Source organism: Isoptericola sp. F-RaC21 (assembly GCF_038593535.1).
Classification (GTDB): domain Bacteria; phylum Actinomycetota; class Actinomycetes; order Actinomycetales; family Cellulomonadaceae; genus Isoptericola.
Window position 1 is genome coordinate 1,145,751 of record NZ_JBCFYX010000001.1, and the last position, 14,407, is coordinate 1,160,157.

12 protein-coding genes are annotated in these 14,407 nt (G+C 76.3%); all 12 read right to left on the minus strand.

What is annotated here, in order from left to right; genetic code table 11:
- Window positions 1-4: 4 nt before the first annotated feature.
- Window positions 5-634 (minus strand): NUDIX hydrolase, encoded by a 630-nt coding sequence (locus AAG589_RS05330; RefSeq protein ID WP_430566180.1) that lies wholly within the window; start codon window positions 632-634, stop codon window positions 5-7.
- Window positions 635-672: 38 nt separating this feature from the next.
- Window positions 673-2,358, minus strand: a complete 1,686-nt coding sequence (locus tag AAG589_RS05335) for a CTP synthase (protein WP_430566181.1) — start codon at window positions 2,356-2,358, stop codon at window positions 673-675.
- A 58-nt stretch (window positions 2,359-2,416) separates the two neighbouring features.
- Window positions 2,417-4,078: a murein biosynthesis integral membrane protein MurJ gene (gene murJ / locus AAG589_RS05340; RefSeq protein WP_430566182.1), complete on the minus strand. Its 1,662-nt coding sequence runs from the start codon at window positions 4,076-4,078 to the stop codon at window positions 2,417-2,419.
- A gap of 4 nt (window positions 4,079-4,082) precedes the next feature.
- Window positions 4,083-4,982, minus strand: a complete 900-nt coding sequence (locus tag AAG589_RS05345; RefSeq protein WP_430566183.1) for a hypothetical protein — start codon at window positions 4,980-4,982, stop codon at window positions 4,083-4,085.
- Window positions 4,982-5,980, minus strand: coding sequence for a copper transporter (locus AAG589_RS05350; protein WP_430566184.1), 999 nt, complete (start codon window positions 5,978-5,980; stop codon window positions 4,982-4,984). The genes AAG589_RS05345 and AAG589_RS05350 overlap by 1 nt, the downstream gene beginning before the upstream one ends.
- Window positions 5,981-6,054: 74 nt before the next feature.
- Entirely contained in the window at window positions 6,055-7,248 is a 1,194-nt protein-coding gene (steA, locus tag AAG589_RS05355; protein ID WP_446719677.1) for a putative cytokinetic ring protein SteA, read from the minus strand.
- 5 nt (window positions 7,249-7,253) lie between these two features.
- Entirely contained in the window at window positions 7,254-9,005 is a 1,752-nt protein-coding gene (gene recN / locus AAG589_RS05360) for a DNA repair protein RecN (protein WP_430566185.1), read from the minus strand.
- Between the two features lies 1 nt (window position 9,006).
- On the minus strand, window positions 9,007-9,954 hold the full coding sequence (locus tag AAG589_RS05365; protein WP_430566186.1) for an NAD kinase: 948 nt from the start codon (window positions 9,952-9,954) through the stop codon (window positions 9,007-9,009).
- Window positions 9,951-10,829 carry a TlyA family RNA methyltransferase gene (locus tag AAG589_RS05370; RefSeq protein WP_430566187.1) on the minus strand — a complete coding sequence of 293 codons (879 nt, stop codon included), beginning with the start codon at window positions 10,827-10,829 and terminating at the stop codon, window positions 9,951-9,953. Before AAG589_RS05370 ends, AAG589_RS05365 begins: the two co-directional genes overlap by 4 nt.
- A gap of 26 nt (window positions 10,830-10,855) precedes the next feature.
- Entirely contained in the window at window positions 10,856-11,104 is a 249-nt protein-coding gene (locus AAG589_RS05375; RefSeq protein ID WP_430566188.1) for a hypothetical protein, read from the minus strand.
- A 246-nt stretch (window positions 11,105-11,350) separates the two neighbouring features.
- Window positions 11,351-12,364 (minus strand): HAD-IIA family hydrolase, encoded by a 1,014-nt coding sequence (locus AAG589_RS05380; RefSeq protein WP_446719683.1) that lies wholly within the window; start codon window positions 12,362-12,364, stop codon window positions 11,351-11,353.
- Between the two features lie 8 nt (window positions 12,365-12,372).
- On the minus strand, window positions 12,373-13,179 hold the full coding sequence (locus tag AAG589_RS05385; RefSeq protein WP_430566190.1) for a hypothetical protein: 807 nt from the start codon (window positions 13,177-13,179) through the stop codon (window positions 12,373-12,375).
- Window positions 13,180-14,407 lie beyond the last annotated feature (1,228 nt).

Here is a 14,407-nt window from a genome sequence, read left to right on the forward strand (position 1 = left end):
CCGTTCAGGCCCCCGGCCGGGACGGCCACGGGGCGTCCACAGGCCGCAGCGAGCTCCAGCCCCCCGCACGGCTCGCCGCGGCGGCAAGGATCCCCACCACCGTCGACGGGTTGTGCAGGCTGCCGTCCAGCGCCCGGGCCACGGCCTCGTCCAGCGGCACCCAGCGCAGCTCCATGCCCGCCTCCTCGCCGGTCCGCACGTGCCGGTCGCCCTCGGCCACCGCAGCGAGACCGCGGGCCAGGAAGACCCGCACGGCTTCGTTGCTGCTGCCGGGCGTCGTCGCGTAGTCCGTGAGCACGGACCAGCGCTCGGCCGTGAGGTCCGCCTCCTCGCCGAGCTCGCGCGCGGCCGCGGCGACCGCGGCCTCGCCGTCGACGTCGAGCAGGCCGGCCGGCACCTCCCACAGGAACGAGCCCACCGGGTGCCGGTACTGCCGCAGCAGGAGCACCCGGTCCTGCTCGTCGAGCGCGACGATCGCCACCGCGCCCGGGTGGTCGACGTACTCGCGGGTCACGACGCCCGCCTCGCCGAGGTCGACGTCGTCGCGCACGACGTCGATGATCCGCCCCCGCAGCAGCACCTCGTGCCGCAGCACGGGCCGCGGGTCCACCTCGTCGGCAAGCGGCGCGCCCACGGCACCGGAGGCTGCCCCGGGGGCCGCGCCGGGCGTGGTCACGCCTGGTTGCCCTGCTGCTGGAGCGCCGCCGCGACGAGGCCCGAGAACAGCGGGTGCGAACGGGTCGGGCGCGACTTGAACTCCGGGTGCGCCTGGGTGCTCACGTAGTACGGGTGCACGTCGGCCGGCAGCTCGACGAACTCCACCAGCTTGGCGTCCGGCGACGTGCCGGAGAAGACCAGGCCCGCCTCCTCGAGCTGCGCGCGGTAGGCGTTGTTGACCTCGTACCGGTGGCGGTGGCGCTCCGAGACGCGCTCGCTGCCGTACGCCTTGGCGACGACGGAGCCGGCGCCCAGGTGGGCGTCGTAGGCGCCCAGGCGCATCGTGCCGCCCAGGTCGCCCTCGCCGCCGACGATCGCGAGCTGCTCGGCCATCGTCGCGATCACCGGGTGTGTGCTGTTCGGGTCGAACTCCGTGGACGACGCGTCCTCGAGACCGAGCACGTTGCGCGCGTACTCGATGACCATCGACTGCAGGCCCAGGCAGATGCCGAGCGTCGGCACGAGGTTCTCCCGCGCCCAGCGCAGCGCGCCGACCTTGCCGTCGATGCCGCGGACGCCGAAGCCGCCCGGCACGAGCACCGCGTCGACGCCCTCGAGCGCCTCCTGCGCACCCTCCGGCGTCTGGCAGTCGTCGGCGGCGACCCACCGGATGCCGACCTTGGCGTCGTTGTCGAAGCCGCCCGCGCGCAGCGCCTCGGTCACCGACAGGTACGCGTCGGGCAGGTCGATGTACTTGCCGACGAGCGCGATCTCGACGTTGTGCTCCGGCTCGTGCACGCGCTCCAGGAGCTGGCTCCACCCGTCCCAGTCGACGTCGTGGAACGGCAGGTCGAGGCGCCGCACGACATAGGCGTCGAGGCCCTCGGCGTGGATGACCCGCGGGATGTCGTAGATGCTCGGCGCGTCGGCGCAGTTGACCACGGCCTCGTTGTCGACGTCGCACATGAGCGCGATCTTGCGCTTGATGCCGTCGGGCACGATGCGGTCCGAGCGCAGCACGATCGCGTCGGGCTGGATGCCGATGGAGCGCAGCGCGGCCACCGAGTGCTGGGTGGGCTTGGTCTTGAGCTCGCCGGACGGGCCGATGTAGGGCACGAGCGAGACGTGCAGGAAGAAGCAGTCGTCGCGGCCCAGCTCGTGCCGCACCTGGCGGGCGGCCTCGAGGAAGGGCTGGGACTCGATGTCGCCGACCGTGCCGCCGATCTCGGTGATGATCACGTCGACGTCGGGGCCCGCCTGGTCGCGCATGCGCGACTTGATCTCGTCCGTGATGTGCGGGATCACCTGGACGGTGTCGCCGAGGTACTCGCCGCGGCGCTCCTTCGTGATCACACGGGAGTACACCTGGCCGGTGGTGACGTTGGACGAGGCCGGCAGCTCGATGTCGAGGAACCGCTCGTAGTGGCCGATGTCGAGGTCGGTCTCGGCGCCGTCCTCGGTGACGAAGACCTCGCCGTGCTGGAACGGGTTCATCGTGCCCGGGTCGACGTTGAGGTAGGGGTCGAGCTTCTGCATGGTGACGCGCAGGCCACGCGAGCGCAGGAGGCGTCCGAGCGAGGAGGCCGTGAGCCCCTTCCCGAGCGAGGAAGCCACACCGCCCGTCACGAAGATGTGCCGCGTCTGGTGCGTGGCACCCGTGCGGCTGGAGGAACGGGGCTGGAGTCGATTGGTGTCGGCCACGGAACTCCATGCTAACAGCGGGTGGCCCCCTGGCACGCGGGCCGCGCGGTGCGCCTGGTCACTCCGCGGGTCGGTCGGCGTGCTCGCCGGGCTCGGCGGCGGGCGCCGGGCGGCCGCGCCGGACGATGCCGGTCACCGCGGACCGGTCGGCGAGCAGGAAGCCGCCCACGACGACGGCCCCCGCGACGAGCGCGGCGAGCACGCCGACGCCCAGCGCGGGGAGGATCGCCGAGTCCGCCGGGAGCAGCGCGCCCGACACCAGCGACCCTGACCAGGCGCCGAGCGCGGTCGCGACGACGAGCACGACCAGGGTCCGCGGGACGCCCCGCAGCGCGTCACGCCCGGCGTACCGGCCCACCGCCGCGAGGAGGCCCCCGCCGGCCACCGTCATGCCCAGCGCCGTGGCCAGGCCGAGCTGGGTGAGCACGCCGACCTGGTCGCGAACCCCGGTCAGGGCGGGAAGCGCGAACGCGGCCACGGCCACGACCAGCCACCCGGCCGCCGTCACGACGACCGCCACCCGCTGATGGTCGATGGCGTAGAGCGCCCGCGACAGGTGCAGGATCAGCGCGAAGCCGACGATCCCCGGCGCCATCCAGGCGACCGCCTCCCCGAGGCCCGCCACCGACCCGTTGGCGATGCGGGCGAAAACCGCCTCGACGGCCTCCGACGCGGCGACGAGCGCCCCCACGCCCAGCCCGGACACCACGAGCAGCGTCCGGGTGGTCGTGGCGAGCAGACCGCGGAACCGGTCGGTGCGTCCCTGCGCCACGTGCTCGGCGAGGCGCGGGAACGCGCTCGTGGCGAGCGGGAACGCCAGCACGGCGTACGGCAGGAGGTAGACCTGCTGGGCGAACGTGTAGGTGGGGAAGGTCTGCTGCGGCCCGAACTGGAACGCCGCCCCCATCACCGCGAGCACCGAGAGCTGCTGCGCCACGAGGGCGCCGACGCCCGCGAGCGCGAGGTTGCGCGCGCGGGCGCCCTCCCCGCCGGGGAAACGCAGCGTGGGGCGCAGCCGCGTCCCGGTCCGACGCACCGGCAGCACGAGCGGCAGCGCGAGGAGCGCGACCCCCGCCGTCGTGCCCCAGCCCAGCCAGCCGATCGCCGACGTCGTGAGCGCCTCGACGTCGCCCTGGTTCCCGTCCGCCAGGCCGACGAACACGAGGTAGACGACGATGACGGCCAGGCTGGACAGCAGCGGCGCGAAGGCCTGCCAGAAGAACCGCTTGTGGGCCTGCAGGATGCCGCCGAGCACCACCGCGAGCCCGTACAGCGGCACCTGGAGCGCGAACGTGCGCACGAACGTGGCGGTGACGTCCACGAGCTCGGGGTGCTTGCCGCCCATGAGCAGCGTCGCGATCGGCCCGGCCAGGATCGCGAGCAGGGCGCCGAGCGGCACGAGCACGGCGAGGGTCCAGCCCAGCAGGGCGGAGGCCACGCCGGAGGTCTCCCGCGCCGAGCGGCGCGCGATCGGGCCGGCCAGCAGCGGCACGACGGCGCCCGCGAGCGCCCCGCCCGCGGCCACCTCGAACAGGACGTTCGGGAGCTGGTTGGCCGCGGCGTACGCCGAGCCGACGCCCTCCGTGCCGACGGCGAAGGAGAGCACCAGCGACCGGGCGAAGCCGACCAGGCGGCTCGCCACCGTCACCACGGTGATCATGGCGGCGGCGCCGGCGAGCGTCTGGGTCGCGGCCCGCAGCCCGCCCGGGCGCGACGTCACGGGGTCACTCTCCCGCGGCGGGGACCTGCGCCGGGTCCTGCTCTGCGCTCTGCGTCGCATCCTGCGCGTCCGCCGGGCGGCGCCCCCAACGGTCCGCGGCGTGCAGCCACGGCGTCCGCTCGATGACGGCGGAGAAGCTCACGCGCTCCGAGGCGAGGGTCAGCCCGACGACGGACGCCAGCGCGGCCAGGCGCACCGCCCGCGGGGCGCCGAACGCCCACTGCGCGCCCACCAGGGCCCCGAGCGCGTTCGCGCCGCCGTCGCCCAGCATGTCGCGCTCCGCGAGGTCGCCGGGCGCCGCGACGGCCGCCGCCCCGAGCACGACGCCGGTCGCCGCACCCGCCGCGCCGCCCGCGACGGGCAGGCTGAGGGCCGCCGACGCCTTGAGGGCGCGACCGGGCCGCAGGTCCAGCAGGTTGAGCAGGTTGGCCGTGCCCGCGACGAGCGCGCCGTTCACCGCGACGTCGACCAGGTGGCCCGCCGTGCCCCCCGTCCGCCGGGTCCCGACCGCGGCACCGACCAACGCCGACGCGCCGATGCCGAGCACCTTGAGCCCGCCGGTCGTGAGCCGGCCCTCGGCGAGCGCGCCGAGGTGGCCGCGCAGCCCCTTGACCCGCGTGCTCGTGTCCTCCGCGAGGTCGTCCACGAGCCCGAACGCCGCCGCGCCCGCGGTCGCGACCGCGGCGCCCGCGCGCTCCCGGCCGCCGCCCGCCGCGAGGGTCCCGGCGACGAGCCCGGCCGCGACGGCCGGACCCTCGAGCATGCTCACCGGCTCCCCGCGGTGGTTGGTCCGCGTCCAGCGCGCGGCGCCGCCGGGCGGGTCGGTGCCCAGCAGCCGCCGCGCGAGCGCCGTCCCCGCGGCCGCCGCGGCCGCGCCGCGCAGCAAGCCGCCGAGCCCGGCCATCAGCCGTTCCCCTGCGTCTCGCCCTGCTCGACCACCGGCGGGAGGACCGACGCGCCGTCCTCGAAGCCGTACTGGTCGACGGCACCGGCGTCCTGGGCCGCGATGGCGAGCGGCACGACGATCTGCCCGGTCGTCTGCTCCACGCCGCTGACGGTGCTGACCTTGTCGGCCAGCTCGTCGTCCGCGCGCACCGTGGCCACGAGGTCGCCGTCCTGCGTCGTCGGCCCGGCCACCACCGAGGTGCCCGCGATCTCGGCGGACGTGCCCGCGAGGGCCGCCAGCGCGCCCATCCCGGTCTGCTCCGGGTCGGCGTCCTGCGTCTGCTCCTCCTCGTCGGCGCCCGTGTCCCCGCCCGACAGGAGCAGGACGGCGTCCGCGGGCGCGCTCGGCTCCGCGACCTGCTCCACGAGGCCCACCTGCTCCAGGAGGTGCTGCTGCTCGAGGGCGGCGTCGCTGAACGCGGACGGACCCCCGGGCGCGGCGTCCGTGAGCGCCACGGTGAGCGACGCCGCGAGCAGCTCGGCCGGGCCGGAGTCCTCGTCGACGACGCCGTCGATCACGTCGGCGGGCAGCTTCTCGCGCAGCCCGTCGGCGACCGTCTCCCGCATGGTCGCCTCGTCGGCCGACGTCCACGACGCCGCCAGGCGCTCCTGGGCGACGACGTTCCCGTCCGCCGCCTCCAGCTGGTCCAGCACCGCCTGCCGGCTCGCGTCGCTGACCTCGTCCACCTCGACCACGGCGACGTTCTTGCCCGCGAGCGACCCGGCGACGAGCTGGTCGCCCGCGCTCTCGATGAAGCGCCGCTGGTCCTGCGCCGTCGTCTGCGCCGTGCCGAGCTCCTCGCGCAGCGTGTTGCGCTCCGTGCGCAGCGCGTCGACCTGCTCGGTGAGCTGGTCCCCCAGCGCGCCCTGGAGCGGGCCGGCACCCAGGATGATGCCCACCGCGAGGGCGAGGAAGACGGAGATCAGCGAGACGAGGTGATACCTGAAGTCGATCACGGTCGGCAGAGGTTCCTTGTCAGGTCGGGGGGGGCAGGTCGGGGCGGGGCGGGCGGGATGCCGGTCGGGGGACGTCACCCGCCGAAGAGGCTACCCACCCAGGAGACGAGGTCGTCGATCCGGGCACCGATCAGCCCGAAGAGCGTCTGCCCCGCGGCCGTCGACCAGAGCGCCGCGACGACGGCGGCGACGCCCGCCAGCGACAGCAGGGTGAGCTGCAGGTTCGAGATCCGGGTGCGGTACAGCCGGGAGACGCCCTTGGCGTCGACGAGCTTGCCGCCCACGCGCAGCCGCGTGAGGAAGGTGCTGGCCATGCCTGCCCGGCCCTTGTCGAGGAACTCGACCAGGGTGGCGTGCGTGCCGACCGCGACGATCAGCTCGGCCCCCTTGTCGTCGGCGAGCAGCATGGCGATGTCCTCGCTGGTCCCCGTCGCGGGGAACACCACGGGCTCGACACCGAGCGCCTGGACGCGGTCCAGCCCGGGCGCGTTGCCGTCGCGGTACGCGTGCACCACGATCTCCGCGCCCGAGGACAGCGCCCGGTCGGACACCGAGTCCATGTCGCCGACGATCATGTCCGGCTTCCAGCCCGCGTCGATGATCGCGTCCGCGCCGCCGTCGACGCCGACGAGCACCGGCCGGTTCTCCGTGATGTAGGACCGCAGCATCGCCAGGTCCTCGCGGTAGTGGTAGCCGCGCACGACGATCAGCACGTGCCGGCCCTCGAACCTCGTCCGCACGTCCGGCACGCCGACGCCGTCGAGCAGGAGGTCCCGCTCGCGGCGCAGGTACGTCATCGTGTTCTCGGCGAAGTTCTCGATCTCCTCCGACAGGCCCTCGCGCGCCGCGACCATGTCGGCCGCCACCGTCTCCGGGGTCTGGCGCACGCCCTCCGCCACCGTGGTCCCGTCGACGACCACGGTGCCGCCGTCGATCCGGACCGAGACGCCCTCGGGCAGCGCCATCACGGCCGGGCCCAGGTCGTCGACCAGCGTGATGCCGGCGTCGACGAGGATGCCGGGCCCTGCGTTCGGGTAACGGCCCGACGTCGAGCGGGCCGCGTTCAGCACCGCGGCGGGGCTCACCGCCACCAGGGCGTCGGCCGCGACGCGGTCGATGTCGACGTGGTCGATGACGGCCACGTCGCCGGGGTGGAGCCGCTTGGTCAGGTCCTTCGTCCGCGTGCCGACCCGGGCGGGTCCGGTCGCGTCGGTGCCGTCGTCCCCGGCGTCGGGCGCACGCTCGGACTTGCGCAGGATCATTCTCATCGCCCCTATCGTCCCACGGTGGAGGACGCCAGGAGCTCGACGGCGTGCTGACGCGCGGTCGCGGACTCCTCCTGCCCCGAGAGCATCCGCGCCAGCTCACGGACCCGGTCGTCGTCCGTGACCTCGCGCACGCCGGTCACCGTGACGCCCGCCGCGGCGTCGGCGTCGCCGTCGGGCGTGGACTTCGTCACGACGAGGTGCGAGTCCGCGAACGCCGCCACCTGGGCGAGGTGCGTCACGACGACGACCTGTGTGCTGCGGGCGAGCGTCGCGAGCCGGCGCCCCACCTCGACGGCCGCGCGGCCCCCCACGCCGGCGTCGACCTCGTCGAAGACGAACGTCGGCAGCGGCACGGTGCGGCGGCCCGAGCCCGCCTCGGCCTCGATCCTCGCCGTGGCGAGCGCCACCTCGACCGCGAGCATCACGCGGGACAGCTCGCCGCCGGACGCGCCCTTGCCCAGGGGACGCGCGGGCGCGCCCGGGTGCGGCTCCAGCAGGAAGGCGACCTGGTCGGCGCCCCAGGGTCCGGGCTCGTCGGCCGGAGCGACGTCGACGACGAGCCGCGCGCCCTTCATGGCCAGCCCGGACAGCTCCTGCGTCACCGCGTCGGAGAGCGCCTCCGCGGCCTTGCGCCGACCCGCCGTCAGCCGCTCGGCCGCGCCGGCCAGCTCCGCGTCCAGCTCCGCCGTGCGCTCGCGCATCCCGGCCAGCCGCTCGCCGCCGTCGTCGAGGTCGAGCAGCCGCAGCCCCGCGTCGCTCGCCCAACGGAGCACGTCGTCGATGGTCTCGCCGTAGCTGCGGGTGAGCGTCGTCAGCTCCGCGAGCCGCGCGTGCGCCGTCTCGAGGCCGGCAGGGTCCGCCTGGAGGTCGTTCACGTACGACGACAGCTCCGTCGCGACGTCCGCGAGCAGGTACCCCACCTCCGCGAGCCGGGTCGCGTGGCCGCCCAGCGCCGGGTCGTCGGCCGCCGCGGCCTCGAGCGCGCGCCGCGCCTGCTCGACCGCCGCGACCGCGCTGCCGGCGGTCTCCACGTCGTCGCCCGCCACGGCGTCGTGCGCCTCCTGGGCCGCGACGCGGAGTTGCTCGGCGTTGCCCAGCCGCGCGACGAGGGCCGTGAGCTCGGCGTCCTCCCCCGGCTGCGGGTCCACGCGCTCCACCTCGGCGAGGCCGAGCCGCAGCAGCTCCGCCTCCCGGGCGCGCTCGGCGGCCCGGGTCGTGAGGTCGTCGATCTCCGCCAGCAGCCCGGCCCGCTCCGACCACGCCGCCCGGTAGGTGTCGAGGTCGTCGTGGTGGTCGGGGCCGGCGAACGAGTCCAGGGCCTCGCGCTGCTTGGCCGCGGTGCGCAGGCGCAGCTGGTCGGCCTGGCCGTGCACGGTGACGAGCTCGTCCGCGATCTCCGCCAGCACGGCCTGTGGCACGCCGCGACCGCCCAGGTGGGCGCGGGACCGGCCCGCCGCCGCGACGGTCCGCAGCACCACGACGGACCCGTCGTCGTCGACCTCGCCGCCCGCCTCGTCGACCCGGGCGGCGACGGCCGGGTGGCCGCCCACGCGCAGCCGGCCCTCGACGACGGCGCCGTCCGCGCCGGGTCGGACGGCGGCGGGGTCCGCCTTGCCGCCCATGAGCAGGCCCAGCCCGGTGAGCACCATCGTCTTGCCGGCGCCGGTCTCGCCCGTGATGACGGTCAGGCCGTCGGCCAGGGGCACCCGGGCTGCGCGGATCACGCCCAGGTTCTCGATCGCGATCTCCTCGAGCACCTCACGCCTCCTTGTCGGGCTCGGCGGGCCCGGGCTCCGGGGCCCGGTGGTCGGGGCGGTTCGCGGCCAGCTCCCGCCAGCCGACGACCGGCAGCGAGAACTTCGACACCAGGCGGTCGGTGAACGGAGAGTGCGACAGCCGCGCGAACCGCAGCGGCAGCGCGCCGCGCCGCACCTCCACCCACGACCCCACGGGCAGGTCGATGCGCCGCCGGCCGTCGCAGGTCAGCACGGCCGGCACCGGGCTGCGCTCGAGCACCTTCACCGTGTACGTCGAGCGGGGGCCGATCACCAGGGGCCGCGCGAACAGCGCGTGCGCGGACAGCGGCACCAGCAGCACGCCGTCGACCTCGGGCCACATCACGGGGCCGCCGGCCGAGAACGCGTGCGCCGTCGAGCCGGTCGCGGTCGACATCACCACGCCGTCGCAGCCGAACGACGACAGCGGCCGGCCGTCGACGGCGATGCCGACCTCGACCATCCGCTCGCGGCGCGCCTTCTCGACCGTGGCCTCGTTGAGCGCCCACCCCGTGCGCGGCGTCTCCTCGCCGGGCAGGTGCACGGCCACGTCCGCGACGGCGCGCTCCTCGACCTCGTAGTCGCGCGCGGCCAGTCGCCGCACCGCGTGCCGCAGGTCGTCGCGCTCCGACTCGGCCAGGAAACCCACGTGCCCGAGGTTGACTCCCAGCAGCGGCACTCCGGTGCCGTGCGTCAGCTCGGCCGCTCGCAGGATCGTGCCGTCGCCGCCGAGGACCATGACCGCCTCGGACTCGGTGACGCCCTCGCGGGCGCGGGCGGCCGCCATGTGGTCGCCGAACGACTCGGCCAGGTCGTCGTCGTGCAGCGCGACCTCGAAGCCCGCGTCGGTGAGCTCGCGCACGGCCTCCGAGAGCGCCGCCACGGCCTCCGGGCGGCCGCCGTGGGTGACGATGAGGACTCGGCGACTCACAGTGCTCCTCCGATCGGCAGGACGGGTGGGACGGGCGGCCGGGCGTCGGAGGCCCCGGGGCGCCAGGCGACGGCCGCGGCGACGGCCGCCCCCGCCTGGTCCTCGGGGACCGGCGCGGCCGCGCCGGCGGGCCGGAACCAGCAGAAGTACTCGCGGTTGCCGCTGGGACCGGGCAGCGGGCTCGGCACCACGGCGCACGCCCGCAGACCGTGAGCGGCCGCGGCGCGCACGACGGCGAGCACCGCCTCGGCGTGCAGGGCCGGGTCGCGGACCACCCCGCCGCTGCCCAGCCGCTCACGCCCCACCTCGAACTGCGGCTTCACCAGCAGCAGCGCGTGCGCGTCCGGGCCGAGCACGGCGGCGATCGGCGCCAGCACGAGCGTCAGGGAGATGAAGGACAGGTCGCCCACGACGACGTCGGCGGGCCGCTCGAGATCGGACGGCGCGAGGTCGCGCAGGTTGAACCCCTCCACGACCGTGACCCGCGGGTCGTCCCGCAGGGCCGGCACGAGCTGGTCGTGCCCGACGTCGAGCGCGACGACGTGCCGCGCACCGCGGCGCAGGAGCACGTCCGTGAAGCCACCGGTGGACGCGCCGACGTCGAGGCACCATCCGTCCTCGACCGCCCGCAGCAGGTCTCGTCCGGCCGGGTCCGTGGCGAGCGCGTCGAGGGCACCGGCCAGCTTGCCGCCCGCCCGCGACGCGTACCCCGGGTCCTCCGGGTCGGCGAGCACCGTGACGGCGGCGTCCCCGGAGACCGGCACGGACGGCTTCGTGACGACGCGGCCGTCGAGGCGCACCCGTCCCGCGTCGACGAGCTCCACCGCGTGGCGTCGCGACCGGGCCAGCCCGCGCCGGACGAGCTCCGCGTCCACCCTCACGTCCGTGCGTGTCCCCGCCGTCAACGCCCCGGCCCCGCGTCCGGGCCGCCGCCGTCCCCGCCCGGCGCGCCGTCGAGCCGCGCGCGCAGCGCGTCGTGCACCTGGGTGAAGCGCTCGACGTGGGCGCCCACGGGGAGGTCCTCCAGGCCCTCGAGCTCGGCGAGGGCGGCGGAGGGGGCTGTCGTGGGCTCGGACGTCGGCTCTGCGGCGGGCTCGGGCGCCGCGGGGCCGGAGGTCGTGTCTTCAGGCGTCGCCGGATCCTGCGTCATGGTCCCTCCCTGCCGCTCGCGGTCGTGGTCACGTCGCCGGCACCCGTACGGGTGCGCGCGGACCGCCGGTCCGAGGGCGGCTGGTCGCGCGGGTGGCCGCCGTCCGAGGTCCGGGTCCACGCTACCTGCTGGCGCCGACCTCCCGTGCACGACGCACAGCCCGCGGCCAGGTCGGTCGCGCGCACGCGACGCGTCGCCCTCCCGCGCCGCCGGCGTCCCGTCCTGCGCGACCAGTGCCGCGGGCGCTCAGGCCGACAGCTCCGGGACCGTGGCCGGGTCCACCGGGACGCCCTGGTCCGCGGCGTCCCAGGCCGCCGCGCACGCCGCGCGCACGACGTCGATCCCGACCGGGCCCTCGCGGTCGAGCTCGAGAGCGCCGTCCAGCACGCGCGCACCCCGGCCCTCGCACGTCCACCAGCCGTCCCCGGCCGGCTCCGGGCGGGGGTGCGGCTCGAGCAGGGCCCGCAGGTCGCGGCCGAGGAAGTCCGGTCGCAGGCCGGGCTCGGCGAGGACGGCGTCGCGGGCGGTGGACACCCCGGTCAGGACATGGAGGCCCGGATACCCGCCGGCGCGCGCGCCCCCGAGGTCCGTGTCGAGCCGGTCCCCGATCACGAGGGGACGCTCGGCGCCCGCCCGGTCGACGGCCAGGCGATACATGGCGGGCGAAGGCTTGCCGGCGCTGTCCGGCCGGACGCCCGTCGCCGCGACGACCGCGCCCACCAGGGCACCGTTGCCCGGCGCGAAGCCCCGCGCCGTCGGCAGCGAGAGGTCGAGGTTGCTCGCGACGTGCCATGCTCCGCCCGCCACCGCGTAGGCCGCCTCGGCGAGGTCACCCCACGCCAGGCCGGCGGCGTAGCCCTGCGCCACCGCGTCGGGGGCGTCGTCCGCGGAGTCGACGACCGTCAGGCCCGCCTCGGCGACGGCGGTCCGCAGCCCCGCCCCGCCGACGACGAGGACGCGGGCGCCCGGGTCGAGCCGCGTCCGCAGCAGCGCCGCGCACGCCTGGGCGGCGGTCAGCACCTCGTCCGCGGCGGTGGGGATGTCCAGCCCGGTGAGCTGGTCGGCGACCTCCTGGGGCTCGCGTGACGCGTTGTTCGTCACGAACACCAGCCGCAGGCCCCCGCTCCGCGCGGCCGTGAGGCTGTCCGCGGCGTGCGGGATGGGCAGGTGGCCCTTGTAGGCGACGCCGTCCAGGTCCACCAGCGCCAGGTCGTGCGCGGCGGCCAGCGGGACGGCGCTGCCCGACAGCGTCGCCGGCACGGCCGCCGTCACGCCTTCCCCTCGTCCGTGGTGCGCGGCTGCTCATCGGCCGCAGCTCCCTCGTCCTGCGGCCCGTCGACCGCGTCCTCGGCGTCGTCCGCGTCGACGTCCCCCGCCACGTCCTCGTCCAGGTCGTCCGCCGCGCCCTCGTCCGGGTCCTCCACGGCGTCCTCGTCGTACGTGTCGTACACGACGACGTCGTCCTCCTCCTGCGGCACGCCCGAGACGCGCTCGAGCTCTGCGGGGTCGACGCCCGCCAGGAGCTCGTGGGCCTCCGTGGCCCGGCCCGCCGCCTCCAGGGCCGCGGCTCGGGCCTGCAGCACCCGGAGCCCGGGGTCGCCCCGTCGCTCGGCTGCCGGGATGCGGTCGAGCACGGCGAGCGCGGCGTCGTGCTCGCCGAGGTCGCTGCGGGCGCCGCTCGCGACGATCGCGAGCTCGGTGCGTCCCTCGGCATCGAGCGTGCGCGCCTCCTCGCTCGCGGCGAGGGCGAGGGCACGCTCGGGCCGGCCGAGGCCACGCTCCGCGTCGGCCATCAGCGGCAGGTGCTCGGAGGAGCCGTTGAGCCGACGCACGGTGCGCAGCTCCCGCAGCGCCTCGGCGAACCGTCCGGTGCGGTACGCCGCGATCCCCGCCGCCTCCCGGACGACGTCCACGCGGCCGCCGCGACGCACCGCCGCCTGGGCGTGCTCGTACGCGCGCTCAGGATCGGAGTCCAGCAGCCGCCCGGCCATCACGAGGTGGAGGCCGATGCGCTCGGCGTTCTCCTTGGTCAGGCCCCGCAGCCGGCCTCGGACCTCACGGCTGAGCTGACCCATCGACGCGTCCTCGGCGATCTCCGGCTCGACGACGCGGGGACGTCGTTCCGCGCCGGCCGCCGGGCGGGCAGGACGCCCCGCCCCGCCGGGGCGGCCCTGTCCGGCAGCCCGGCCCGGTCCACCGTCGTTGCCGCGACCCGAGCCGCCGCGGAAGCCCTGTCGGCCCCGGTCCTCCCGCCGCTCACCGGACGGACGCCGGTCGTCGCCACGCGCGTCGCGGCCGCGACGATCCTGCCATTCCTGCCGGTCGGCGCGGTTCCCGTCGCCCCGGGGGGCTCGTCCGTCACGCTCACCGGGCCGGCGCCCCGACCGGGGACGCTCGTCGCGCCCGCGGTCTCGGTCGTCACGCCGGCCCGGGCGGTCGCCACGCCGGTCGTCCCCATCGCGACGCCCGTCACGCCCCTGCCCCGAGCGCTCGTCGCGCCACGCGCCACGGGCATCCCCGCGAGCCGTCTCCCGGCCGCGATCGCCGGATGCGGGGTAGCCACGGCCGTCCTCCGCCCGCGCGCCGGTGCGCGCCCGGTCCCCGCGCGGCGGACCATCGCTGCGGCCGCCGCGCGCCGGGCCACCTCTGCGGTCGTCACGGCCGCGGGCACCGGACCTCGGCGCGTCGTCGCGCGAGGAGCCGCCACGCGTCGTGCGCCCGGCGACGTCGCCACGCCCGGCCCCGCCGGAACGCGGCGCGCGATCGCCTCCGCTCGACGCACGCGATCCGCGCCCGCCCTCGCCCGCCCGTCCTCGTGAGCCGCCCTCACGGGACGACGGCGCGCGACCAGCCGCACCGCCCTTGTTCTCGTCCCGCGGTGAATCGTTCACGGTCTTCCTTTCCGACGCCGACACGAGCCGTATTCTCCCACGGCACCCCGCTCGCCCAGCGACCCAGCGGGCTGCCGTGCATGTGACGGCAGGCACCTCACTACCCTCGTGCCCATCGCACCACGTGCACGTCAGCCGTGCTCCGTCCATCGTGCCCCGGACGTCTCCGGCAACCAGAGGGGCGGACAGCACGCAGGCCGTCACAGCTGGTCCCCGCTGGTCCCCACGGCGCCCCGGCCACGCACGGGCACCGTCACCGAAGTTCGGAGCTCGCTCCCCAGCCACGGGGCATGCTGCCGGCGGTGACCCGTCCCACACGGTGAGGAACGGACCAGACGCTCGAGAACCTCCGCCACGCAGGCCGCGCCGACCACGATGCCTCTGCACGCGTCCCCCGCCAGAACGGTGGTGT

Excerpts from the sequence above, each read along its gene's own strand:
- AAG589_RS05345 (WP_430566183.1), bottom strand. The coding sequence starts at position 4,982 with ATGGCCGGGCTCGGCGGCTTGCTGCGCGGCGCGGCCGCGGCGGCCGCG.
- steA (WP_446719677.1), bottom strand. The coding sequence starts at position 7,248 with ATGAGAATGATCCTGCGCAAGTCCGAGCGTGCGCCCGACGCCGGGGAC.
- AAG589_RS05375 (WP_430566188.1), bottom strand. The coding sequence starts at position 11,104 with ATGACGCAGGATCCGGCGACGCCTGAAGACACGACCTCCGGCCCCGCG.
- AAG589_RS05385 (WP_430566190.1), bottom strand. The coding sequence starts at position 13,179 with ATGGGTCAGCTCAGCCGTGAGGTCCGAGGCCGGCTGCGGGGCCTGACC.